Source organism: Marinicellulosiphila megalodicopiae, assembly GCF_045862395.1.
Classification (GTDB): Bacteria; Pseudomonadota; Gammaproteobacteria; order Pseudomonadales; family Natronospirillaceae; genus Marinicellulosiphila; species Marinicellulosiphila megalodicopiae.
The window spans coordinates 1,959,224-1,984,223 of sequence record NZ_AP023087.1 but is presented as its reverse complement, the minus strand read 5'-3'; the positions used below and the strand labels follow the sequence as shown (position 1 = coordinate 1,984,223).

The following is a 25,000-nucleotide window of genomic DNA, read 5'->3' as shown; positions in this document are numbered from 1 at the left end:
TGTAATCTTAGGTACACTATGCTTGGTAACTCAATCAATCACTATATTGACCACTATATCTATAATAATAGGCTTTTTATGACTCATTTTTTCAACCGACCTCTTAATATTTTAGTCGCCTCCGCTGTTTTACTTTCTAGCACTGCGTGTTTTGCCAATGAAGAAAAAGTCAAAGCATCCGAAAAAAACTTCAGCCGCACCACTGTTGAGTTACTGTCCAATTTAAATCAAATGCACTATAAAAAACAACCCATCGACGATGTGTTTTCCGAGCATTTATTAGCCGCTTATTTAGAGCAAATCGACCCGAACAAACGCATATTTTTACAAAGTGATATCAATGAGTTCCAAGGATTTTCCCACAAATTAGACGACGAATTTAAACAAGGCAATTCACAAAGCGCCTTTATTATTCATGAACGCTACCAAACTCGTATTGAAAATCGTTATGAATTTATCATTGCACTATTCAAAGAAAATAAATTTGATTTCACCATTGATGAATCCATTCCATTAGAGCGCAAGTCATGGCCTTCCACTCAAAAAGACAGCGATGAATATTGGCGCAAATTAGCCAAAACAAGCATCATTGAAAATATATTAGGAGATGACGAAACCACTCAAGAAAAAGTGGCCGCTGACTTATTAGAGCGTTATGAAAATTATTTAAGCCAAATTAAATTAACCAAACAAGAAGATATTTTCGAAAAGTACCTAAATGCCGTTGGAAGCCTTTTTGATCCCCATACCTCTTATTTCACCCCAATTAGTGAAGAAGATTTTAATATCGACATGAGTCTATCTTTAACAGGTATTGGCGCGGAATTATCACTTGATAAAAACATCACAACTATTAAGCGATTAATTGAAAATGGGCCTGCGCAAAAAGGTGGCCTACTTCAAGAAGAAGACCAAATCATTGCAGTGGCGCAAGGCAATAAAGAATTCGTAAACATTATGGGCATGCGTTTAGATGATGTGGTTCAGCTGATTCGTGGAGAAGTCGATACCACTGTTCGTTTAAAAGTTAGAAAACTTGGCAACGCAGATAATCAAAAAATTGTCCCAATCGTTCGTAAAGTTGTCACTTTAGAAGACAAAGCCACAAAGCATGAAGTAAAAGAAGTCACACTTAATGGCAAAACACTTAAAGTCGGAGTAATTTCCGTTCCTAGTTTTTATTACGATTTTGAAGCTGCTAGACGAGGGGATGAAAACTTTAAATCCACCACTTTTGATGTGGCTAAAATTTTGGCTCAATACAAAAAAGACGGAATTGATGCAGTGATAATGGATGTGCGTAACAATGGAGGCGGTGCGTTAAGTGAAGCGATTGCTCTTTCTGGATTATTCATCAAAGACGGCCCAATTGTTCAAGTGAAATACTCAAATGGTCACATCGCTGTTAATAATGATGAAGACCCAGCAATTGCTTGGGATGGCCCTTTAGCTGTTATGACCAACCGTTTAAGTGCATCTGCATCTGAAATTTTTGCAGGGGCCATTAAAGATTACAACCGTGGCTTGGTTATTGGTGACACCACTTATGGAAAAGGCACGGTTCAAACTTTAAAAGCTGTGACCTTTGGTCAAATCAAACTGACATTTGCAATGTTCTACCGCGTATCGGGAATGAGCACACAGCACAGAGGTGTTGAGCCTCATCTATTTTTAAATAGTTATATCAAACACGATAAAATTGGTGAATCGTCTTTAGATAATGCCCTACCTTTTAATCAAATTAGTGCACCTGAAATTGAAGCGTTGAATATTATTACTCCCGAATTAGTTGAGAAATTAACCCTTGTTCAACAACAAGAATTTGCAGCCAATGAAAATTGGCAAGCAACATTTAGTGCCATTTTAAAAGAGCGTGCTGAGCAAGAGACGTTGAGCTTAAATTTGGAAACGCGCAAAAAACAATCACAAATGCGTAAAACTCAAAGAGAAGCGATTTTAAAAGATTTGGATTTAGAAGAAGATTCGAGCTTATATGACTATGCAAATGACATTAATTTAAATCAGACTTTAAATGTGGTGGCACATTGGTTAGCTGAGCAAAAATAATGAAGTTGTTAAGCAAACAATTTTACGCTCTTTGTTATGACGTGATGATTTTAATTGGTTTTACCATGTTAGTGGCTGCACTATTTCAATGGGCAGACCACTTATTTTTTTACCAAGGTGAACAATTTGATGAAGCCTATTTAAAATCCGGCGTCGGCCCTTTAAAAATCCCAATGCAAATCACATTAATGCTTTGTTACTTTTTTTATTACCACTTTAGCTTCACTCATGGTGGTCAAACCATTGGAATGAAAGCATGGAAAATCCAATTAATTAGCACCACGGGCAAACTGAAATTATCACAAACATTAGTGAGATACCTTCTAGCTTGGCCAAGCTTTTGGTTAGGCGGTATCGGTTATTTCACTGCGTTTAAAGATGAATATTCAAGAAGCATCCCAGATAAATACTCTGGAACTCAAATCATTTTAAAAATATGAAAGCATTATTGATTGCCAAACATTGGCCAGAGCCTAACGCTACGGCAGCTGGCAGACGCACATTTGATATATTAAATGTGCTCAGTAATTTTGAAATTCACGCTGCCTGTGGTGGCGCAATTTCAGAACATTGTGAACGCCTAGAACAACAAAACATATCCTGTTATCAAATCAAACTCAATGACCAAAGTTTCAATGATTTTATCCAAGATTTAAATCCTGATTTAGTCATTTACGACCGATTTATGATCGAAGAACAATTTTCCTGGCGCGTAAGACAAACCTGCCCGAATGCGATGACAATTTTAGATACAAGTGATTTACATAGCTTACGATATGCCAGGCACGTTGCTTTAAATTCTGCTCAAGAGCTAAATCTTAATAACGACATAGCCCTTAGGGAAATTGCATCCATCCAACGCACCGATCTAACATTAATGATTTCGAGTGTTGAAATGCGTATTTTACAAGAACACTTCAAAATTGATTCGAATAAAATTCATTATTTTCCCTTTGTGATTGATTGCGATGCCATTGAACCTGAGCTTCCAAATTTTGAACAACGCGCAAACGTTATGATGATTGGTAACTTTTTACACGAGCCTAATTGGGACGCTGCGCGCTTTGCAGTTCAATCTATATGGCCTTTGGTTAGAAAACAATTACCACAATTAGAGCTGCATATTTATGGGGCTTACTCAAGTGATAAACATCAACAACTGCATCAACCCAAACTAGGCATACATTTAAAAGGCCACTGCGAAAATGCCCTTTCTACCTTTAAACAATATCGAATCAATCTTGCGCCATTACGTTTTGGTGCTGGACAAAAAGGCAAAGTATTAGAAGGCTGGTTGACAGGCACCGCCACTATTGGCTCCCCTATTGCCCTTGAATCAATGACATTTGATGAAGATTTAGGTTACCGCCCAAGTATTGAACCAAAACAAATTGCACGTCAAATTCAAGCCGCTTATAGCGATTCAAATTATTTTAATCAACTTGTTGACTCTGGATTCACCCAATTAACAAACCATTTTGATAACAAAGAGCATTCCCCTGCTTTAAAAATCAAAATAACCGAACACTTAACTCACCTTGAGCTCAATCGTGCCAATGACTTTTACCAACAACTTTTATGGCAAAAACAATTTCGAGCTGAACAGTATCTGTCCAAATGGATAGAAGAAAAAAACAAATAATTTTTTGTCAATTTAAATGGAAAACTCATCAAATTTCGCCTACCACATTTGCATTAAATCATCATAAAAAAATTACCAACGCGACACCCATCGACCTAGTAGACATTACAAAATCTAACGTCAAATTAAAAAACCAATTCTAACCACGTTCGAATAATTACGATTCAGATACAATAGGCGTATTAAAAAATGAAAAATTTACGAAAACACACCCTAGCTGACGAATCATTACAAATAAAAATCTCTTAAAAAACAACCAGTTAGATAATTTAAGCCGTATTTCCATTTCATTTTCAAACATTTTATTTAGGTTTTAACTACCTTTAAATTAATGAATCAACCCATTTAACCAAGTAGTAAAGGTAAATTATGGATCGTTTAAAAGAATTGGAAGATGCAATCACACAAGCTGAGCAACTTAAACGCGACTTTGTAGCGAATAATCCAGCTGGTGCCGGCGACAAACAAACAAGACACAAAATATACAACCAAGTTGAGCGCGCTCGACGAGCACTTAGAGACTATAAACAATCCTTGCCTGATCTAAAAAAAGCACAATAACCATTTGATACAGCCCTGTTTAATTCGTGATGAAACCTTCAAATTACGATCAGGGCGATCGCTTTAAAGAATGTGCGTGTTTAAGTTCATACTCCTTATTTGATGTTTTGATGCATACCCACAGCCAAATAAACAAACTTTGGGGGCTCCTTTATAGACCTTGCACGTTGTTCATACTCACTATTTAAGACATAACAACTTCACATCAGAAGCATCACATCAGCATCAAATCAAATATTGCTTTTTAAGGTCACAAAACCAAACATCGTTACCAATATCAAAAACATCTCATGATTGTTTTAAACACCTAATCTTTCAAAAATTAACTAGACTTATTGTTTAAACATAATCTATTTACCTTCGTTCATATAGGCAATTTAAATTGTGCTTCTATATTGATTAATCTCAGGGAAACTCCATTAAACATTTGCGTTTTTTCTACTTTCATCCTTAATTTGAAATATTTCTTCAGTTTGAAATTTAGTTATTTCTACTAACTTCGTGATGATTTTAACTTTCCTAGTTATAGATACCTGTTGATTTTACTGATTATTCATTTTGATGGACGGTTTGTAAAAAATAAGTGGCAAAAATAAGGACATGCATCTTTTTTGAATATAATTCTATTTTTTTGACAATAAATCAGCCGTTATATTTGGCAAGACTTTATCGATTTTGGTGATGGGTTGCAAACGGGATTCAACTAGAACGCTCGACACTAGAAACTAACCATAACGACACCGATACTGGCAGAATAACCACATTCAATTAATACCTACAGGACTGACACAAAAAAGCTTAATTAATATTGCACTCCATTTACAAAATCAAACCACTCATGGGCCCTGTATTTTGGCTTATGCCATCGTCCCCGTATTTAATCACATCGGTGAATCCTGCCATGTGTATTAAGCTGACAAGCAAGTTAGTGTGGGCGTCGGCCTGCACTAATCGTCCTGTTGGCATTTTACTGCCCTGCCCACCTTGTCCTGCTAATACAAATGGCATGGTTTGTTGCGAGTGGCTGTTTGAATCACCAAGTTCTGAACACAACAACACTACTGTTGATGCTAGTAAGCCTTCGTTGTCCAATTTTTGGACAAGCTGTTTAAATTTAGCGTTGGTGTAGCTTTTTAATGCGTCAAATTCGTTTGAGCCGGTTGTGTGGCTCATTGGATGATGCTGACCAAAGGCTAAGCCAAAATGGTTTGGGCTGACTTTGTGCGAGACTGAAATACTCACTACTCGGGTGACACCACAGGCTAATGCTTGAACGGCTACGTCAGTTTGTAAACTGAACAAGGTATCGGCGTTGGTTTCTTCATAATACGCGCTGTTTGAGCTGTCAAACCCACCTGGGTTAAATACATTTTGTGAGCAGGCATCACCATCAGTGTCTGCGGGTTTGGTTAAACGTTGCTCCATTTCAAATAGTGATTCTGTGTGGGTATTTAATCGCTGGTATTCTTCATAGCCCACTTTGCCTTTAAGGGCATTTAAGTCTGCACTGATGCTGTCGATGACGGCTTTGTTTTGCAATATACCGGTTGGCGTGGTGCCCATATCACCAAAATAAGTGGTGTACGCATGCAGTGGATCGTCTAAATACGTCGGTTCAGAGCCTGCTTTGTTGTAACTCATTTTACTTTGTGCGGTACTTTGGTAGTTAGCGTATAAACCTAAAAATAAATTTGAATATGGAACGGGCGTCTGCGCTTCTTGAATACGACGACCTAGATACAAATCTAGTGATTCTGTCGCGTTGGCAGTTAATATGCGTTTGATGCCAGCCTCGTGTCCACCACCACCTGGATTGCCGTCGCGGCCATACATGGTGATGTCTTTTAGAAAAATCAGCTTGTCTTGAATATCTGCCAAACCTGCAGTTTGACTGGGGAAGTTTAAATTACCGTCTTCACCGGTAGGATGCCAACGATCTGGTGTACAGCCGTCTGGCACATAAAAGAAAACAAAGTTGGTAGGCGTTGTACCTGAAGTTGCTGCCTTAGCGGCATTTAGCATTCCCAATGAAATAGGCACTGCACTGGCACTGGAAATAGTCTGTTTTAAAAACGCGCGTCGTTTCATCATATTTCTTACTGCCTATTCAAGTAGCCGGGTACTTTCACCGACTCGATTAATAGCTGCTTCATGGTAAATGCTTTGTCTTGCCATAAATCAAACAAGGTTGTTTTTTGGCATGCAATGTCTTCTGTTCGACCATAACTGTATTGTTGCCATTTTTCGATGGCGCATTGTTTGGAAACATCGTCTTGTGAGATGACGGTTGCCAGTTCTAAGGCGTTGGCAAACGGTACGGATGTATCATCTAAAAAGCTTTCAATGCCTACTAAAATACCCGAGGAATCAATATTACCTTCGACCACTTGGCCAGTACTTGCAATGTATTCTTGCTCTAAATACTGACCAATGGCGTTGTAATTTTCTAAGGCAAAGCCTAAATCATCAATCACTTTATGGCAGTTATAACAGCTTGCAATGTTAGCGTGTTGCGCCATTCGTTCGCGCACTGGCAAACTTGGATCAAACCCACCGCCTTGACCTGAAATATCAGGGGGACTTGGCAAGTCTTGGCATAACAAATCTTTGCGCACAAATATGCCTCTAAATACTGGTGAGTTTTCATCGCCTTTTGCATGACTTGAAATCACAGCACCCATGGTGACGACGCCTTGACGTTTGGCTAACCCAAAATCGGTTTTGACAAAATTCTCGTCTGCAATTTGTGCATTCACGCCATAGTAGTTCGCTAGGGTTTGGTTCAAATAGGAGTATTTGGCATTTAATAAAGTCGACACGGGTAAATCGTTGAAAATGATGTCTTTTACAAACAGGTCAAATTCTTGTTTCATGGATTCTCTGACCTCTTGAGTAAAGTCAGTAAATTGCACGTAATTTCGTGGTAATTCCATAATTTCATCGGCACCGAACCATTGCGCGGCAAAACGCGCCATTTGCTCTTTAGCACGATCGGTTTCTAACAACCTTGTGACTTGCGCGCTTAATTGCTCTGGGGTTTGTAATAAATCATTATCCGCTGCCTCAATTAATAACGCATCAGGAGACGAAGCTGTAAATGTATAAGACAACAAGCTTGCTGTTTCATAAGCGGTTAATGTTGAAATTTCTGTTTCGGATTCAGACTCACCAATTTCAGAGCGATATAAAAAATGCGGAGAAGATAACATTGCTTGCAAGGTTAATTGCACCCCCATCATTGGGTCGGACTGTGTAAGTGACGGTTCAAACAATGCTTCAAACTTAAGTTGTTCCTCAACCAATAATGGTCGTCTAAATAATGTTTTTCCCATATTAGCTATGAATTCAGACACACAACTGTCAGTGGTAATATCACATTCATACAAAGGCGATAAATCTTGAAACGCAATCGCACTTTGGGCAATGGTTAACGCAGCATTCCAATATTCTTGAACCCGTGCTGAATCTACATTGGCACTGGACACATCATTTTCAAAATTATCTCCACCGATTTCTTTTGGAAAATAGGCGATAATTTCGCTGACATCAATAGATAGAGAGTCTTTTAGTGTATTGAGGTATTCAAATGACGTTAATAGTCGAACCTGCTTTGGTACATAATTAGGATTAGAACAGGAATAATCCGCTTCAAATCCAAGATCGTTTATTTCCCATAAATAATCAGCAATGTTTGCAGCACATTCACTTTCGCAGGTATCGGATGCTGCTCCTTGAGGCATACTTAGGGCAACTTTATTGATTAGTGAATCTTTATCGGGGTATTCAATATTATTTGGATCACTCGGATCGATGCCTGCTTTAAATCGAATCATGGTATAGCCGTCTCCTAACTCTGTGTTGGTTCGGGTGCCCATTCCATTATCTCGATGACAGCCCACACATAAGTTTTCAAAAAGCGCCTTACCCTCTACATTTACGATGGTTTCAACAACTTCTTTTTGGCTCCACATATAGGTACCTGCCAACAATGCGCAGTTATCTTTTTCTGTACAGGCTTCATGATCGTTATATGGCATTGCATTGTTTACAAATTGAACTAATTGTTCAACCGTATCAAATCGATTCCAATTAAACGGACGCAATTCTGTACTGCCTAATTTGATTTTAATAGAGCGACCCTCAGTGCCTTCATGACAGGTATCACAATATCCATATTCTGAATTAGTAAACATTTGCTCTGCGACAAGCAAGTCTTCTACTTCAGAATAAAGTTGGTTGAACTCTTTTAAATATTGAGAAATTAAATCAGCACAGGATTCATCGCATTTAACAGCGTCGCCTTGTGGCATAAAATTTTGAATATACGAGGAAAGAGAGGGGCGATCAGGATATTTTGAAAATACTAGAGCGATTGAACCTTGCCCATCGGCACTATGGCATGTGGTACATAATTCATTAAATAAAGATTCACCTGTAATAGGTACGGGTTCTTGAATTAAAACCACTTTACTTGAGTTGACATATCCATGTCCGTCATTAACAAATAATTCAACTGAATATTCCCCTACTGATTCAAATTGAAAAGAGACAGTTGAGCCTTCTAACTGAATTGGCTCTTCCTCACCAATTTCAATTTTCCATAAATAGGATAATTCATCGGATTCAGCATCGGTGGCTGTGGCTTTTAAATTTAAGGTCAATCCGTCAGATTGCGCATTAAATTCAATAATTGGCGCTTGGTTTTCACTTTCTCCACCAAACCAAGATCCAGCTCTTTGTTCTGTTGGCTCGCATCCGAACACAAAAAAACAAAGTGAACATATTACGAGCATTCGTAACCTATCCATGGGCAACCCTATTATAAAAATTATTTGAAGTAAGAATACGCCAATTGTGCTTTTTTGTTAAGTTAATGATCACTATTTGACCGAGTACTTATCATAAACTAACAAAATAACAGCATTTACAACACTATAATCATTCAAAATTAAGAATTGATGTTTTTTTTACTTAATAGCATTGAAAATAAGAACCATTATCATTATTATCCACGAATTATTTTTAACCAAGGCTTTACCCATGAAATCCCTACAACTTTCCATTGCAGCGTTAGCTGTTTTTACTTCATTGCTTTTGAGCTGTTCAAAAAAAGAAGATGACGGCACACTTGTGATCTATTCTGCCCGTAATGAACAATTATTAACGCCGTTATTTGAAGCGTATACGGAAAAAACAGGCACTAAATTTGAATTAATTACAGACAAAGAAGCGCCATTATTAGAACGTTTAAAATCCGAAGGCAGTGCAACACAAGCGGATATATTAATCACGGTTGATGGTGGCAACCTTTGGCACGCATCTCAAAGTGGTGTGTTGAAATCCATTGACTCATCTGTTTTAAATCAATCCATTCCCAAACAATATCGCTCAAGCAATAATGACTGGTTTGGGTTGTCATTACGCGCCCGTACTATTTTTTATAATAAAGATTTAGTGGACCCATCTGAATTATCTACTTATGAACAATTAGCCGATGCACGCTGGAAAAACGCATTGTGTTTACGCACCTCTAAAAAAGTGTATAACCAATCATTAGTGGCTTCACTTATTAAAAATTTAGGTGAAGAGAATGCAAAAACAGCAGTTAAAGGCTGGGTTGATAATTTAGCAACCACTGTATTTGCAAATGACACCAAAATGCTACAAGCCATCGATAGCGGCATATGTGAAGTTGGTATTGCGAACACCTATTATTACGGACGCATAGTAAAAGAAAACCCAGATTTTAATGTGGGCATTTTTTGGGCAAACCAAGACACTACAGGCACTCATGTTAATGTATCTGGAGCAGGTGTCACTAAGCACGCCAAACATCCAAAACAAGCTCAAGCGTTTTTAGAATGGTTAGCACAGGGAGATGCACAAAAATTATTCGCTGAGTTAAATCAAGAATTTCCAGCCAACGCATCCATTGAATCAAGCGCTGAAGTTCAAGCTTGGGGTGAATTCAAAAAAGATCCATTAAGCATTGAAACCGCCGGAGAATTGCAATCTCAATCGGTAATGCTGATGGATAATGCTGGATATCAATAGAATTATTTTTGCTTTTGCTGTCATCAATTACTTCTATTTGATGACATCAATAAAATAAGAAGTGATATAATACCCTACTGATATTAATAAAATTTTTTCAAAACCCCACTTACATATTTTGTTAGTGGGGTTTTCTTATTTGTAAGTATTCAATTTATGCCCATTAAATCTAAATTCTTTTTAGCTGTGATTGTGATATTTAGCTTGATGCCGTTGCTTGTGATTATTGCAAGCTGGGGGTTTGAAAGTTTGAGCATTTGGAATCATTATTTAGGGGAACGATTTCTAGACAGCTTATTATTTAGATGGATAAGCCATACATTATTTTTATGTGTAGGCGTGGCCATAGGCGTGTCGTTTTTAGGCGTGTCGTTAGCTTTATTTGTCAGTTTTTATGATTTTCCTTTACGACGTTTTTTTAGTTGGTCATTAATGTTACCTCTTGCCATGCCTGCTTATGTCATGGCATTTGTGTATTTGGGTATCTTTGATTTTTCAGGTCCTGTGCAACAGTTTTTAAAAGGCCTGTTTGGCAACAGTTATTCATTTTTTCAAGTACGCAATGGTGGCAGTGCGATTATTGTGTTCTCTTTGGTTTTATATCCTTATGTTTATATGCTGGCACGATCGAGTTTTTTACAACAGGGTCAAAACACAATACAAGCCGCACAAACATTAGGTTTTTCACCTTTTCAAGCTTTAATTAAAGTGGCACTACCGATATGCCGCCCCGCTATCATTGCTGGTATTGCACTTGCTTTAATGGAAACGTTGGCAGATTTTGGCGCGGTGAGTGTCTTTAGTTTTGATACTTTTACCACGGCCATTTATAAAAGTTGGTATGACTTTAAAAATATTCACGCATCTGGGCAAATCGCTTCATTATTATTAATGTTTGTGTTGATTATGATTGTGTTAGAAAAACGCTCTCGTGCAAATGCCTCTTATCGCCAACAAAATATAAGCACACAACAATTAATGCAAACAAGCAAACTCAAACAATTAATTATGACCGGATTTTGTCTTTTAATTTTTTCGTTGTCGTTTATTTTGCCTGTAGCACAGTTAATTGTTTGGTTTATTAAAAAAAGCGATTTCTTTTTTGACCCTCGATATTTTAAATGGGTAGGCAATACACTCACACTAGGGCTATTGGCCGCATGCCTGACATTAGTGATTGCAACGTTTTTAGCTTGGATCAATCAACAGTTTGTTCAAACTAAAATTTGGATTGCTATTTCAACTCTGGGGTATGCGCTCCCTAGTTCAATTTTGGCCATTGCCATTATGATGTTATTTGCCGGTATTGATCACAGTGTTTTTATACCGATTCAAACTGCATTAGAACTGCCTGTTAAACCCATTTTATTAGGCAGTGTATTTGCTTTAATCATAGCCTACGCCATTCGCTTTAACGCAGTTGCGTTTGGACCAATGAATTCTGGGTTTGGTAGTATTCGCCCTTCGATTACTGAAGCGGGATTATTGTTAGGTTCATCGGGATTTACATTATTTAGACGCATTCACTTACCTATATTAAGGCCCAGCGTTTACACTGCATTTTTATTAGTATTAGTAGACACCATGAAAGAAATGCCTGCCACATTATTAATGCGACCATATGGCTGGGATACGTTGGCGGTAAAAATATTTGAATACACAAGCGAGGGCGAATGGGAATTAGCAGCAGTGCCTGCGCTTACCTTAGTGTGCGCAGGATTGATTCCTGTGATCTTTTTAGTGTCTAAAAGTCAAAAGAGTTAAGACACCTCTGTAAGAATTTGCTTGCCTGTCCAAGTTTCATTGGGCAGTAACGTAATGGGTTTCGCTATTTGAGCGGCCTCTACGCACAGCATATTATCAAACTCATCATCAGCAAAATCACTCATATCTTTTGCAGCCTGTTTTCCAGGTGTCCAAATTACCATGTCATCAAAACCGCTATGACTTATATTTAACTGTCCATTTCCAGTATCTAACACCACATCGTTTTTCACATCAAAATACACACGATCTATGGCATCGGTAAAGGTTAATTCATTCGTTAACGCTTTTGTGCGAATTGAAAAATCAGTGCCATCGTTATCCCAATAACTTAGATTTTTCACCCCTGATACTGAGCAGGTTTTCAATGACTTAATTTGTAAATAACTGTGCAAAGCCACGGTGAACGTAATGGGTTTTGAATCTGTATTTTTAACGCTCAAACTTAAAGACAAACCTTGCGCACTCAAATCCACTTTATAATCGGCACTGAACTCAAACGGCCAAATTTCACGGGTTTGCGCATCGCTATTTAACTGAAAGTGCGCAGAAGATGTTTGAGTATCCAGTTTATTCCAATACACATTTCGAGCAAAACCATGACGCTGAAATTCCCCCACTTCATTAAATTGCGGAAAAATAATCGGCACACCACCACGAATGGCTTTGGGTGCTTCAAAGATAGCCTGTTTACTTGTGAATATTCTTTGATGGCCCGACTGACCCACCCAGCTGGTCACATGAGCTGCGTAGTCGTAAACAGTAGCGCTCGCGTTTTTATTTACTAATGTTATTTTTTTCATCTAAATCGTCACTTAAAACAATAGGGTAATTAAGATATTACGTGATTATTCGTTTTAGGTAACGCGCTTTATCAATGACGAGTACTTCAATGGTTATGGTAATACTTGAAAGTTGTAAATCATCTAACGCTTCCATTGTATTGTTTAATAACTGTGATATTTGATCAGACGACCGCCCAGCGAGAATTTTTAAGACAATATGAATAAAATTGGCAGATCCATCGGCCATTAAATATTTATCAAATTGTACTGCCCTCACCTTAATATCCTCTCCATTTTTAGAAAACAATTTGGAATTTAATGCACATTTATTCACCACCCCCATGACGGTATCAATTTCATGTATTCCAGAATGCTCTACGATACAATGTGGCATTTACGCCCCCCTTTATTAAACATTTACACACGACGACTCATCGAAAACGTAAAATACGACGTACAATGAATAATCAATCAATTAAGTAAGTGTTGTATGTTTTCAATCTTTAAATCCAATCCAATTAAAAAGCTTCAAAAACAATACGAAGCGAAACTTGAACAAGCCATGTTTTGTCAAAGAAATGGAGATATAAAAAGCTACTCTCAATTATCATTTGAAGCAGATGCTTTATACAAACAGATATTAGAACTAAAATCTAATTCATAGTAACGAGCTAACTGTGTCATTGAATATTAGGTTAACGCTCGGTTTTACAAGCTAATTCATAATAGTAATTATTATTAAATTCAAATTCTTGAATTACATCCAACTTCACTTTACGTGTATGGGCTGCAAATGAGCGTGTGTTTATTTTATTCACAAACGTTACTAAAACGGGATATCGCTTTGACATTTCAGTTAAAGCAAACTCAAAAAGCGCTTCAAATACACCACTATTACGAATAGATTTATCAACACACACAGGACCATACTGGTATGAATTATTTATATTTAATTCAATACCTTCATAACTTAATTCGGGTAATTTTTTTATCATATATTCAAACATTGGCCATTTTGACCAATAGTTCCAGGAAGCAGACATAGCATAAGCCACAATAACATCATCATTAATGGCCACAAACAAACCTTGTTCAATTTGAATCAATTCAACTAAATGCGCTTTAGTGAATGCTGTGGTAATAAAACCATCGGATTTATCATTTTCATTAATGCTGTCGATTTGGTATTTTTGATGCAAAGTTAACACTTCATCAATTTCACTCAACGTCGCTATTCTAAACTCCACTGTTTCACCTTTAATTAATATTTATAATCAACTTAATAGACTGAATATTAATTGCAATCTTTTTGTTAGGATAATTAATTTAAATTGGAAGCAAACTCGGGATTTTAAACTGAACAATTCATAATAATGTTTAAAAAACATGCAAAAAAAAAAATTTATTATTTCATTGTTATAGATTCATAATAAACCCTAATTTTTATTACTTTTGCCTGACTTGTTAAAAACGTTGTTAAAAACAATCCAGTTTATATAACCGTTATATAATCACGGTTTTATAAAATATTCGAACTATTTATTCATTGCTTTTAATACTAAATCACTTAAGTTACAAAATATATATTCAAAATACACAACTTACATAACACCAACTTTTAAACTTAAAAGATTACATAAAAAACAATAATTCAACCCAAAGAATCTAAACTAAAAAATCAAAATATAACGAACCAAAAAAACCATTAAAATAGAAATAATTCATTATATGAGCAATAAATCTATTTTGTATTTTTAATTTTTATGTGACACCATGCAATTTAATTTATAAAATTCACTTTATAATTATCAAACAACCAACATTCAAAACGAGCTATTTGCATGCCCATTTATTCTAAATTCATACTTACGGTTTTAATTTCCTCTACAATCACATTCACATCTTGCGACATTGTATTAGAAGATCCGGATCAAAATAATTCAACTAACACAAATCACAATCAATCAATTTCGACGCTAACGGATTCCAATATTAACACTGAACTAGAGTCATCAACTGATACTGAGTCTTCAACTGATACTGAGTCTTCAACTGATACTGAGTCTTCAACTTCTGTGGATTCTGATACAACAACTCAGACACATCAACAATCCAAAACTTCTACAATCACAAACACAAACACAAACACAACTCAATTAAATACAACCACTAATACCCAAAGTCAAACTGATACACACACTCAGACTGTGACAACTTCCTCAACTCAGACGATAACTGAAACTGAAACTGAAACTGAAACTAATCATTCTATTCCAACGTTACCGGGTTTGGTGTGGGCTCAAAATTATATTGATTCTTATGATAGTGACAATACAAACTTGGGCACATGCGGCAATGGTGCAGTGGATATGCAAAATGCTCCAGATGACAATCACTCTGCTTGTGTTGTGGGATGGACTAAACCTGGAGAATGGTTAGCGTTCGATGTTAGCGTTGTTAATTCACAAAAAATGGATATCCATTTTAGAGTATCGTCTAATCAAAATTCCAGAGGGTTAAAAATACAATTAAATGATAAAACCATTGGAACAATAAGTGTGTCAGGTTCTGATTACGATTCATTACAAACAGTGTCACTAAACGACATTTTCCTACCTTCTGGTGACCACCAGTTAAAAGTGGTGTGGATGACCGGTTCTGTTAATTTACAATACATTGAATTTACTCAGCACAATCAATACGGGCAAACGACAAACCTATGGGGTAACAATGGAGCAATTCATGATCCAAGCGGTTATTTGTCAGATTTTTCCTATGCGGGCTACCATTGGGGTGAAGAAGAACCACCTGTAAAAAACCCTACTATCAATACTGTCACTGATCATGGCGCAACACCAAATGACAACACAGACGATACGGAGGCTTTTTTAAACGCATTAGATGCTGCAAAAAATGGTGATGTGGTTTATATCCCTGCTGGTCGTTACTTATTGACAAATGTATTAAAAATACCAAATGGTGTCGTTTTACAAGGTGCTGGCAGCGAATTAACAACAATTTATATTCCAACTAATTATTTTGACGTCACTGGAATTGATCCATCGTTTAAAGGTGGGTTTATTGAAATGAAAGGCTCCACTTCAAGTGGTAGCAAAATAACCGATATAACCGCTAAAGCTGAACGCGGTAGCAAACAAATCAAAGTCGACAATATTTCTAACTTAAATAATGGCGATTGGATTCAAATCAGACAAAAAGATGCAGGCGATCAACTTTTATTAGAAGAGCTCTATGACGGGCACACTAACGTTCTAGGCGATTATGATGATCTTGAGGGTAAAGTTGAAATGCGCTTTTTCAGTCGAATTAAAAGCATAAATGGTCAAACTATCAACATTGAACGCCCATTACCTATCGCGTTTGACCCTATATACGATGCTGAGATTTATAGTACGACAAGCCCCTATAGTGAAGTAGGCGTAGAAGGGCTAACCATTGAATTTCCTCAAACTGAAGCTAAACCACACTTAGAAGAAGATGGATATAATGGTATTGATATCAGCGCTCAACACTCATGGGTAAGAGATGTGGTAATGAAAAATATTGATTATGGGGTTGGTATTAAAAACTCATATTTTGTCAGTATTCTTGATTTAACTATTATTAACGAAAATAATCGTGGTGGTCATCATGGCGTCAGTATTGGCCGATCCGCAGATAACCTAGTTCGTGGGTTTGATATTCAAGCTGAATTACGCCATGACTTAACCGTTGAATGGTTTGCATTTGGTAACGTATTCACACAAGGCAGAGCAAATAATATTGCCCTTGACCATCATCGTGCCGCCTCATTTGCTAATTTATTTACGCAGATAGATATTGGCAAGGCTGATCGCCCTTGGTATGCCGGTGGCAGTAAAAACCGTGGTTACCAAACAGGCATTTACAGCACATTATGGAATATCACAGGCACACAATTTATAGAATGGCCCGATGAAGATTATGGTCCTAAAATGCTATTTGCAGGCATGAGCATGAAAGGCTCGCAAAATTCACCATTAGATTGGTTGTTTGAAGATATATCCGCACAAAACATTTACCCACCTAATATATGGTTAGCTCAACGAGAGCGTCGTTTAGGTAAACAATAGCAAAAACATCGCTGTATAAAAAAGGGAATATCCCAATGGGTATTCCCTTTTTTATTGAATCGAATATTCATTGGGAATGTTGCGTTTTAGAGTTAAATCGAGCAATTAACTAACCACGGTTTTCACATTCCAAAAGCATAATATTTTGATCTCATCAATCGTTGACGCATTCGATATAGCTTACGAAATTAACCACATTTTATGTATATTGCTAATTACTTTTTCCAAATCCGTTTTTAGCGTTACTTTATTTTTATCAAACCTTTATTTAAATGATTCAAATATTTTTTTGCTTAAAACTGACTTACTCCATATTTTTCTTACACAGCCAGAAATAGAATTATTGTCTCAACCGCACAAAGTTTGACTATTTAATTGAGTGTTATATCAGCCTATTCATTTTTCTTATTACTTAGTTACTAAAAAATTATGCTTACTTAAATAATCCTAGCGCATGCACGTGTGGGCAAAAACCACCCGCTACTAAACAGGAATTATTGTTCTGAAATGGTAATCAATGAATATTCTTCTCGTTCTACACTTAAAAAAAAACCGATTTCTACATAGAAAATCGGTTTTTTAAAGTATTTATTAATTAGGTTTTAAAGGTACCTAGACCATAGTACAACTGGATCAGATTCAATGACAGTTGATGATTTTTTAGCTATATCACAAGCTTTTTCATTAGATTCATCTGTAAGACAAATATCTACAACAGTTGGTATTTCATTTGGCTTAAATGATACAGGCGCGTCTTCTAAATCAATTTCAAAATATGCAGTTACATCATTTTTATCATTTAATGCAATTGAGTTTTCTTCAGTATTTAGCGCAATTAAATGACCATGAATAATAGTGGAACCACTTGCAGAAAAATTATCACCAGCCATAACAGTACCATAACCTACAAATTTAGCACCTGTACTTATATCCCCGCCACTATAAACATCATCAGGATCTGGGTTAGCAACAGTTGGCGCAGGTGTGTCAGCAGGATTGTAACCACCTGCCCCTAAAACAACGTTGCCGATGGAGTTATAATTAAATTCCGAACCTAATACCCCGTCTGAAATTTCGCAATAATTTGTTGGGTACTGACCATTAAAAATATCATAGGAGTAAAATGTTTCAATTTCTTCAGCTGCGCCTTTTTGATTAGTTTGTAGCGACAACCCGTTCATTCCATAATCATTTCTACATATAGAGTCAAATGTTGAATAATTTATTGACCTAACAATCGCTGCGCCTGATGTTGTAATATCTAAGGCTGCATAAATGGATGCTTGAGCAAATATAGATTGTATATTTAATGCGCCTTCAAAAAAATAAACACCCGGCGCCAAAGATGTATCTGATCCATTACCAATTGAAAATTGATTAGTCCCATTATTAAAACCTATACAACCTTGATTTAAATTTGAATGAGAAGAGACGCAAATTCGCTCATCTAATTTCGTTTCACAAACGTAACTTCCGCCTTGAACCAATGGAGTATTCGTTGTGGTATCTAGTTGTAATGAACAAATCCTTTGCTCTTGATTTGCATCATCCCCATTTTGATCGGCCCCATCATAAAACCCATAATATCCGTCATTAATATTATTCACATTCTTAATTTGTATAATGAAAGTGTTTTCAAAAATTTCAAAGGAATAATTGGCATATTCTTGAATCGACCAAACATCGACTTTAGGTTTTGGATCAATTTCAAATTTTTCTAATAACGCAACTGCAGGAACCGTTACAGGCGTTGATGCAGAAGTGGTATTTGTAAACGGCGCATTAATAAATGTCCTGTTATCATTATAAGTAAAAGCGTCTGGATCTTTTTTACAATTTGTAATCGTGCCAGCTGCAGTCAATTCTTCATATTCAGTCCAAGAAGTGTTATCACAAACGATTGAGGATTCCGTTTCAACTGATTTAATAAATACCTCACCATAGGGATTTAATATTACATCGCCTTTTGCGGATATTTTATCATTGATAACCGACCTGTATTGAGCTCCAACTCGTCCATTTGACGTAATTGACTTTGAATAACTTGTGGTACTATTTATAAATACCGAATTATCTGCAGATTCCATATCAGCATAGACATAATCTTTATTTGCATCGTACACAAACTCACCATTAACGTCTGTTGTTCTGATTTTAGCCGCTGAATAATATTCAGCCCCCAAATATAAGGCTTGTTGAAATGTATCCATATCTGCAGACATGGTGCCTGCATCAGCTGTACCTGAAATTGTGATTGACTCATTAGCATAACCAACATCCCTGATGTATGCTAAACCAGAACCCCCACTACCGACTTCAATTTTACCCAATGCATATGCTTCGAAAGTAGAAGCATCTGGTAGAATAATATCTTCATTTGATTTCAAATATTTAAATTTAGAACTACTGTTTGCTGTGATAGTTCCTGTTGCTTCAATACTTTCCAAACCATCTAAACCAATATTAGATAGATTCACATCACCATCAACTCTGATCTTAGAATTACCTGGGTCAGTATTAACATGAATTCCACCACTAAAAGTTACATCACTATAAAAGTTAAGTGCACCGCCACTACTATTCGTTTTAATCACATCAACCTCGGCTTGTACTCTTACCTCCAATTGAGAAGAGGATTTAGCAGCTGCGTTTTTAAATGTCACAATAGCCGTAGCAGCTTCTTCAACACCAACAGATGCAGGGGTATAATCTGTAATTTTTATTTTATAAACATTACCATTACCAATACCAGCTGGGATATCAGGTAAAGTGGTTCCCTCCATACCTTCTAATTCAACTCGCCCATCTACCCCTAAACGATCAAAATAATTTCGAAACACTTCAGCTCCAGCCCATACACCAGCCTGAGCATGAGTTAAGGCATGGGTGGATATTTGCTTTTGTTGCGTCCCTTTGCTCGAATACATCACTGTTAAAGTGGAAACAGTAAGAATCATACCTATAACCAGTACAATCATTAACGTAGCCACACCGTTTTGTTTTTTAAGATTGGTTGCGTATTTCATTTTATACCTTCCACTTAACTTATAAGTTAGTTAAACAATATGTGAAACTATGTGTTTCACTTTCAACTGAGCTCGTTCCAGTTACAGTTAATTTTGTGTGCGAACTTTCAATACCCTGATTATATGGCCAGCAATTTGAATCAGATGTACTAAATGAAATTAAGCTACCTGTTGTTCGCTCAAAACGAGCAGCAATTTCTATCACTTTCCAGCTTGTTATGCCTGTCAAAAAATTAGAATCAACGGTACACTGAGTCGCATCTGCTGGCTCTCGCCATTGCATTTCAACAGTGGTTCCATCTTGAACTTCAACGAAACTTCGACATTGAACTCCTACATCAACAAACCGCCAATATATTTCACTCATCCCGCTATTAGTTCTAGAAAAAAAAGCGCCCGTTGCGTTTTCAGAAATAGGATCATTGATACCAAAGCCCGCTGACTGAGTTTCAAGTTGTATTGTTGTCAGTATAGTTGCCATTTGCCCTTCTAATTGCATATCTGTATTTAGATTATTAGCTCTGTTAGAAGTTTGCTGAAAAAGGATAAATGACGCTGCGATTGTCAACATTGATATGATGGTTCCTACCATCATACTGATTAAGCTAAAGCCTTGTTGCTGAGTTTTTGTAATGGTCGGGCGCATTAATTCACTCCCCATAAAGCTTTGATATCGGTAAGTACTTTTCTCACATTTGCAATTGCCGTAGCAGATGAGGTATTCAATTTCTCTATTTCAGCTAAAGCCGTAGTAGCCAGAGCAAGCGCACTGTCATATTGGCCATTATCAAACGCTGCTATTGATTGTTCATTGGGGCCAGTTGCCAACCATAATCCAAATGAAATCGCTCCAGTTTGTGTGTCAATATCTCCTACATAACCTTGAGATTGAGCATCTTTTGTTCCTTCTCCACTTTTATAAGCATTATTATTATGAATGGTCACTACATCGACTTTAATTGCCGCTGCTTCTTCTTCATATTTCGTAATATTTGCATTTAATGCCTCTAACGCTACTTTGACTTCTGCGATTTTAGCCTCTGCATCATCTCTAGTTTGAGCATCTAGACCATCAACCTGAATCACTTTAGTTGCGGTTACTGAGTCTGCTCCGCTTTTCACTGTTAGTTTGATCGTATATTCACCACTTCGATCAAAAGTGTATAGCGCAGTTGGTTCATAGGAGTATTGATAATTAATAATCCATTCGTAGGTCAATGCATTACCAGATTCATTAAACACATTTGCCGTAAAATTATAAGTACCCAAATCAGAAGTAACAGTATTTATACTCACAGTTAATGGTGCGTCAACAGTAACGGTTGTTCCCCCAGGAACCGATTCAATACCATCAGAAACAGTAAGTAATACTTCATACGTTCCTGCTTCGAGTACTTGGGTAAAGCTTTCTAGTGTGCTGACCTGCTCCCCATCAATTTTCCAAATGTACGTTAACGTATCACCATCGTCATCAGTTGACGTGCTTTTAATCGTATATTTTCCGTCACCCAGATTAAATGTTTCAATACCCACTAAAGGTGGTGTATTCACTTTTACATTAACTGTGAATGAATAATCATCGCTCAACAATCCATCAGAAGCAGTCAATGTCACAACATAGCTACCTGTTGTGAATGTTTTACTTAATGTCACATCATTGGATACTATTGCTCCATCTACCGCCCATGTAAATGTCAATGGATCCTCATTTGAATCGGTTGATTGATTAACAAATGCATATGAACCATCATCTCGCTGAGCAAATGTAAATTTCGCTTCTGGTGCTATATTAACTTCAGTTTCAGTTTCAGTCGGAGTTTCAGTTTCAGTCGGAGTTTCTGTCACTGTTTCTGTTTCAGTCGGAGTTTCTGTATTTGTTTGAGTATCAGTCACTTCCTCTGTTTCGGTTTCACTATCTGTCTGAGTTACTACATCAGTATTTGTACTGCCACCACCATTACCTGTACTACTATTTACGCGCGTCCATGTATCAACCCAGGTTCCTGTTCCTTGTTCTTCGAGACTTTCACCTCCAACTTTATATTCATCACCATCAATATTTACAACAAGTACTAATGGCGCTTTTACAGGAACGAGTATTTTTTCTCCATCAGGCCCATCTAATTCAACAGGCCATATTGGATTACAATTTTCAACATCAACAGGAAATTCTTTTCCTCCAGGAAGCGTTACTTTAGCACTCCCACCATTACATAAATTATTACCACCCGCGCTTGAATTGAGTAATATATTTCTAAGTTGATTTGTAATAACTATATTTTTTTTTGTTTCAGCGGCATTTAAAGCACTTTTAGTTAAAACAAACGTTACTCCCATAACAACAATCCCCATAAACACAATGGAAATTAATGCCTCGATTAAAAAGTCGCCTGTTTGCTTTGTGCACGATTTTAAATTGTATTTATTCATTAGAATATTGCCCCTTGTAGAGTTTCATCTGACCCTGCTAATGTGAATAAAAATAAATTATATTCAGATAATGCATCAGCAGAACAGTCACCTATTCGAACTATACGACCACGATTATTAAAACATAACCCTCCAAAGTCTTGATCTAAGTCTTTGGTATGTTTAACAGAAATACCATCATCAATAGTGCCTGACCAATTCAATGCCGAACTACACGTCGCTGCAGTAAATGCTCCGCCGACTGTTGTTGCTTCCCTCACTGAGATTGTATTTGAACTAAAGCACACAATTGCAGTAATTTGATTTCCACTACCACCATGTTGATTTCGTATTGATATTGCTTTAGCTCGACTTATCGCTTGAGAAAAATTGGCCTCTGCTTCGTTTAATTTGTTGATATCAAATGATGACTTCGAAGAAGTAACAGCAATAGCAAGCAAAATCCCCATTATTGCAACAATAACCATTAATTCTACAAGGGAGAACCCTTTATTTGATTGAAGTTGGTTCATATTACAGCCACCCACTATTTGATCCCACATTACAAACATCGGTATTTAATGTACGAGTATTGGTATTTGTTAAAGACAAAACACAGCCACTGGTTCTGCCTGCATTGCTGGTTGCTTGTAATGTATAACCTGTAGTCACACCTGAAGTAACTGTATACGTTAAAACAAAACCAAAATCCTTAGAGGCAGGTTGCCAGTCAGTAAACGCACCTTTAATGTCTGATAAAGTCGCCAAAGAAGTACTTGAATATGAAAGTGTTTTTTGATACTTACTTTCAATTGCTGAAGACAATGAAATTAAATCACTTTGAGCAACTGAAATTCTTCCTTCATCCAGATACTCTGTATAACTAGGTACCGCAATTGCTGATAAAATACCAATGATCGCAACGACAATCATTAGCTCGATTAAAGTAAACCCTTTATTGTTATTTATTGTTTTCATTTTTACACCTAAATCTGTTTTAAAATAATTAAGGGCGTTATATCAGTTAATGTCGCCCAGTACTTACACCCAGTACTTACAAGTTGTATATTAACAAACCAAGCCATCTTGTGAACGGTATTAATGTTAGGCTTTTGTCGTTAAGCGGAATTATTCGTCATTTTTTGTGAACTTAGCTCACACTTTGTTTCAGGATTTGGATTTTTGCCATTCTTGAAACGCGCTGATGACAAAAACACTCAACAACAAACCACAGACCAAAGTCAGTCCATGTACCATTGTAAAAGAACCAAACACGGCTGGGGTTGCCTGACACATATCTTTTACTTCAAATACATTTGGAAACCATTGATCTAACGGCATCCAATCATAAAAATTCGCCCTGAATTTACAACTGCCACCATCGCCAAATTGATATTCCACTTTTAATAAACTGTATACCTCATTACTTAATCCAATTACTAATAATGTTTGAATACTTAAAACTGCTCGTCTAAGCCATTTAGCTTTGCAGGTTATCATTCCAATAATTGCAACTATTGCAATTAAAGCCAACCAAACTCGCGTGTAAATACATAGTTCACAAGGCTGATAAAATACTTTTTGCCCGTCCTCATTCACTCCTAAAACGTGTTGAAAATATAACGCACCTCCTTCAAGACAGGCACAAATAATAAATACAGCCAACCAGAATAAACGTGATTGCGCTAAGTGGGTAAGTAGAGTTTTCATATTCATCTCTTTAATGATTCATCAATAAGTTGAGCGATTTTACGCGGTTTTTGATAAGGAAGTGAATGATCACAGCCTTGAACATTTATATATTTCCAATTATTGAACCTGCTTTGCAAATTTTCATGAAACTCATGCATGGTCTCACGTGATTTGGCGCCAACTAAACTTGTTATGTGCCCAATACGTGTTATTTCATTTAACAATTCCATTCGATCGTGAGAATTCATGTGTTCGGTTACACTATCCAACGCATAAGAAAATCCAACCGCGCGCGCTGATAATCTTTTTTCCATAGATAGTTGCGCACCTGCAGGTCGATTTCGTATTGGCGACACTGCTTCAATGAAAAAACGAACGCCTTCAGTCATGGTTTGAGTGACACGCATTTTTTGTGCTGCTATCGAATATTGATTTCGAATTTGTTTAGACAATTCAATATCTTCACGCTCTAACATGGCAGGCTCGATTAACACCAAATCATGTATTAAATCTGAAAATTGTCGTTTAAGCTCCATTGTGACCAGACCGCCTAATGAATACCCTACTACATCAGTTGCATGTATATTTTCTTGCTGCAATACTTTCGCAACATCCATAACCATTTGATTAATGCTAAATGCACGCTCTTGCTCATCTATAGCAAATGATTTTCCCATACCACGTAAATCAGGAATTAAACACAGATCAAACTGTTTTAACATTCTTGATATAGACAACCAGGTTAACTCACCAGCTACCCCAGCACCGTGCAGCAATACAACACATTTTGGCTGTTTGATGCTTTCAAAATTTGAGTATTCTATACGTTTATAAAACACATGATAACCATCATGGGTCACTTGTTTATTTGTGGATTTCATTGATTCA

Annotated in this window: 20 protein-coding genes; 8 read left to right on the top strand and 12 right to left on the bottom strand. The window is 36.8% G+C overall.

Annotated elements, in window-relative coordinates; translation table 11 throughout:
- The first annotated feature begins 78 nt into the window (after positions 1-78).
- From TYM08_RS08455 to TYM08_RS08440, 4 genes are all read left to right on the top strand, one after another.
- Positions 79-2,067: a carboxy terminal-processing peptidase gene (locus TYM08_RS08455; RefSeq protein WP_422382539.1), complete on the top strand. Its 1,989-nt coding sequence runs from the start codon at positions 79-81 to the stop codon at positions 2,065-2,067.
- Positions 2,067-2,507, top strand: a complete 441-nt coding sequence (locus TYM08_RS08450; protein WP_422382538.1) for an RDD family protein — start codon at positions 2,067-2,069, stop codon at positions 2,505-2,507. The genes TYM08_RS08455 and TYM08_RS08450 overlap by 1 nt, the downstream gene beginning before the upstream one ends.
- Positions 2,504-3,709: a glycosyltransferase gene (locus tag TYM08_RS08445; protein WP_422382537.1), complete on the top strand. Its 1,206-nt coding sequence runs from the start codon at positions 2,504-2,506 to the stop codon at positions 3,707-3,709. The genes TYM08_RS08450 and TYM08_RS08445 overlap by 4 nt, the downstream gene beginning before the upstream one ends.
- A gap of 369 nt (positions 3,710-4,078) precedes the next feature.
- Positions 4,079-4,270, top strand: coding sequence for a hypothetical protein (locus tag TYM08_RS08440; protein ID WP_422382536.1), 192 nt, complete (start codon positions 4,079-4,081; stop codon positions 4,268-4,270).
- An 819-nt stretch (positions 4,271-5,089) separates the two neighbouring features.
- Here the strand turns inward: TYM08_RS08440 and TYM08_RS08435 are convergent.
- Together TYM08_RS08435 and TYM08_RS08430 are read right to left on the bottom strand one after the other, a co-directional pair.
- Complete coding sequence (locus TYM08_RS08435) at positions 5,090-6,361, bottom strand: DUF1552 domain-containing protein (RefSeq protein ID WP_422382535.1); 1,272 nt, start codon at positions 6,359-6,361, stop codon at positions 5,090-5,092.
- A gap of 5 nt (positions 6,362-6,366) precedes the next feature.
- Complete coding sequence (locus TYM08_RS08430; RefSeq protein WP_422382534.1) at positions 6,367-9,063, bottom strand: DUF1592 domain-containing protein; 2,697 nt, start codon at positions 9,061-9,063, stop codon at positions 6,367-6,369.
- A 247-nt stretch (positions 9,064-9,310) separates the two neighbouring features.
- On the opposite strand from TYM08_RS08430, the gene TYM08_RS08425 reads away from it, so the two are divergent.
- Entirely contained in the window at positions 9,311-10,324 is a 1,014-nt protein-coding gene (locus TYM08_RS08425; RefSeq protein ID WP_422382533.1) for an extracellular solute-binding protein, read from the top strand.
- A gap of 156 nt (positions 10,325-10,480) precedes the next feature.
- Complete coding sequence (locus TYM08_RS08420) at positions 10,481-12,088, top strand: ABC transporter permease (RefSeq protein ID WP_422382532.1); 1,608 nt, start codon at positions 10,481-10,483, stop codon at positions 12,086-12,088.
- Here the strand turns inward: TYM08_RS08420 and TYM08_RS08415 are convergent.
- On the bottom strand, positions 12,085-12,891 hold the full coding sequence (locus tag TYM08_RS08415; RefSeq protein ID WP_422382531.1) for a D-hexose-6-phosphate mutarotase: 807 nt from the start codon (positions 12,889-12,891) through the stop codon (positions 12,085-12,087). The genes TYM08_RS08420 and TYM08_RS08415 overlap by 4 nt on opposite strands.
- Before the next feature lie 37 nt (positions 12,892-12,928).
- Positions 12,929-13,267 (bottom strand): 5-carboxymethyl-2-hydroxymuconate Delta-isomerase, encoded by a 339-nt coding sequence (locus TYM08_RS08410; RefSeq protein WP_422382530.1) that lies wholly within the window; start codon positions 13,265-13,267, stop codon positions 12,929-12,931.
- A gap of 96 nt (positions 13,268-13,363) precedes the next feature.
- Between TYM08_RS08410 and TYM08_RS08405 the strand changes: the two genes are divergently transcribed.
- Positions 13,364-13,537: a DUF6435 family protein gene (locus TYM08_RS08405; RefSeq protein WP_422382529.1), complete on the top strand. Its 174-nt coding sequence runs from the start codon at positions 13,364-13,366 to the stop codon at positions 13,535-13,537.
- Between the two features lie 31 nt (positions 13,538-13,568).
- On the opposite strand, the gene TYM08_RS08400 is transcribed toward TYM08_RS08405, so the two are convergent.
- Positions 13,569-14,120, bottom strand: coding sequence for a hypothetical protein (locus tag TYM08_RS08400; RefSeq protein ID WP_422382528.1), 552 nt, complete (start codon positions 14,118-14,120; stop codon positions 13,569-13,571).
- A 594-nt stretch (positions 14,121-14,714) separates the two neighbouring features.
- Here TYM08_RS08400 and TYM08_RS08395 point away from each other — a divergent pair.
- Positions 14,715-16,985 (top strand): glycosyl hydrolase family 28-related protein, encoded by a 2,271-nt coding sequence (locus TYM08_RS08395; RefSeq protein WP_422382527.1) that lies wholly within the window; start codon positions 14,715-14,717, stop codon positions 16,983-16,985.
- Between the two features lie 602 nt (positions 16,986-17,587).
- Here TYM08_RS08395 and TYM08_RS08390 read toward each other — a convergent pair.
- The 7 genes from TYM08_RS08390 to TYM08_RS08360 form a co-directional block, all read right to left on the bottom strand.
- A complete protein-coding gene (locus TYM08_RS08390) occupies positions 17,588-20,011 on the bottom strand; it encodes a hypothetical protein (RefSeq protein WP_422382526.1) in 2,424 nt (807 codons plus the stop codon).
- Positions 20,012-20,030: 19 nt separating this feature from the next.
- Positions 20,031-20,657, bottom strand: coding sequence for a PilW family protein (locus TYM08_RS08385; RefSeq protein ID WP_422382525.1), 627 nt, complete (start codon positions 20,655-20,657; stop codon positions 20,031-20,033).
- Positions 20,657-22,441 (bottom strand): PKD domain-containing protein, encoded by a 1,785-nt coding sequence (locus TYM08_RS08380; protein WP_422382524.1) that lies wholly within the window; start codon positions 22,439-22,441, stop codon positions 20,657-20,659. The genes TYM08_RS08385 and TYM08_RS08380 overlap by 1 nt, the downstream gene beginning before the upstream one ends.
- Positions 22,441-22,953 carry a pilus assembly FimT family protein gene (locus TYM08_RS08375; RefSeq protein ID WP_422382523.1) on the bottom strand — a complete coding sequence of 171 codons (513 nt, stop codon included), beginning with the start codon at positions 22,951-22,953 and terminating at the stop codon, positions 22,441-22,443. Before TYM08_RS08375 ends, TYM08_RS08380 begins: the two co-directional genes overlap by 1 nt.
- A 1-nt stretch (position 22,954) precedes the next feature.
- Positions 22,955-23,398, bottom strand: a complete 444-nt coding sequence (locus TYM08_RS08370) for a type IV pilin protein (protein ID WP_422382522.1) — start codon at positions 23,396-23,398, stop codon at positions 22,955-22,957.
- Positions 23,399-23,587: 189 nt separating this feature from the next.
- Entirely contained in the window at positions 23,588-24,130 is a 543-nt protein-coding gene (locus TYM08_RS08365; RefSeq protein WP_422382521.1) for a disulfide bond formation protein B, read from the bottom strand.
- 2 nt (positions 24,131-24,132) lie between these two features.
- On the bottom strand, positions 24,133-24,993 hold the full coding sequence (locus TYM08_RS08360) for an alpha/beta fold hydrolase (RefSeq protein ID WP_422382520.1): 861 nt from the start codon (positions 24,991-24,993) through the stop codon (positions 24,133-24,135).
- Positions 24,994-25,000: the final 7 nt, after the last annotated feature.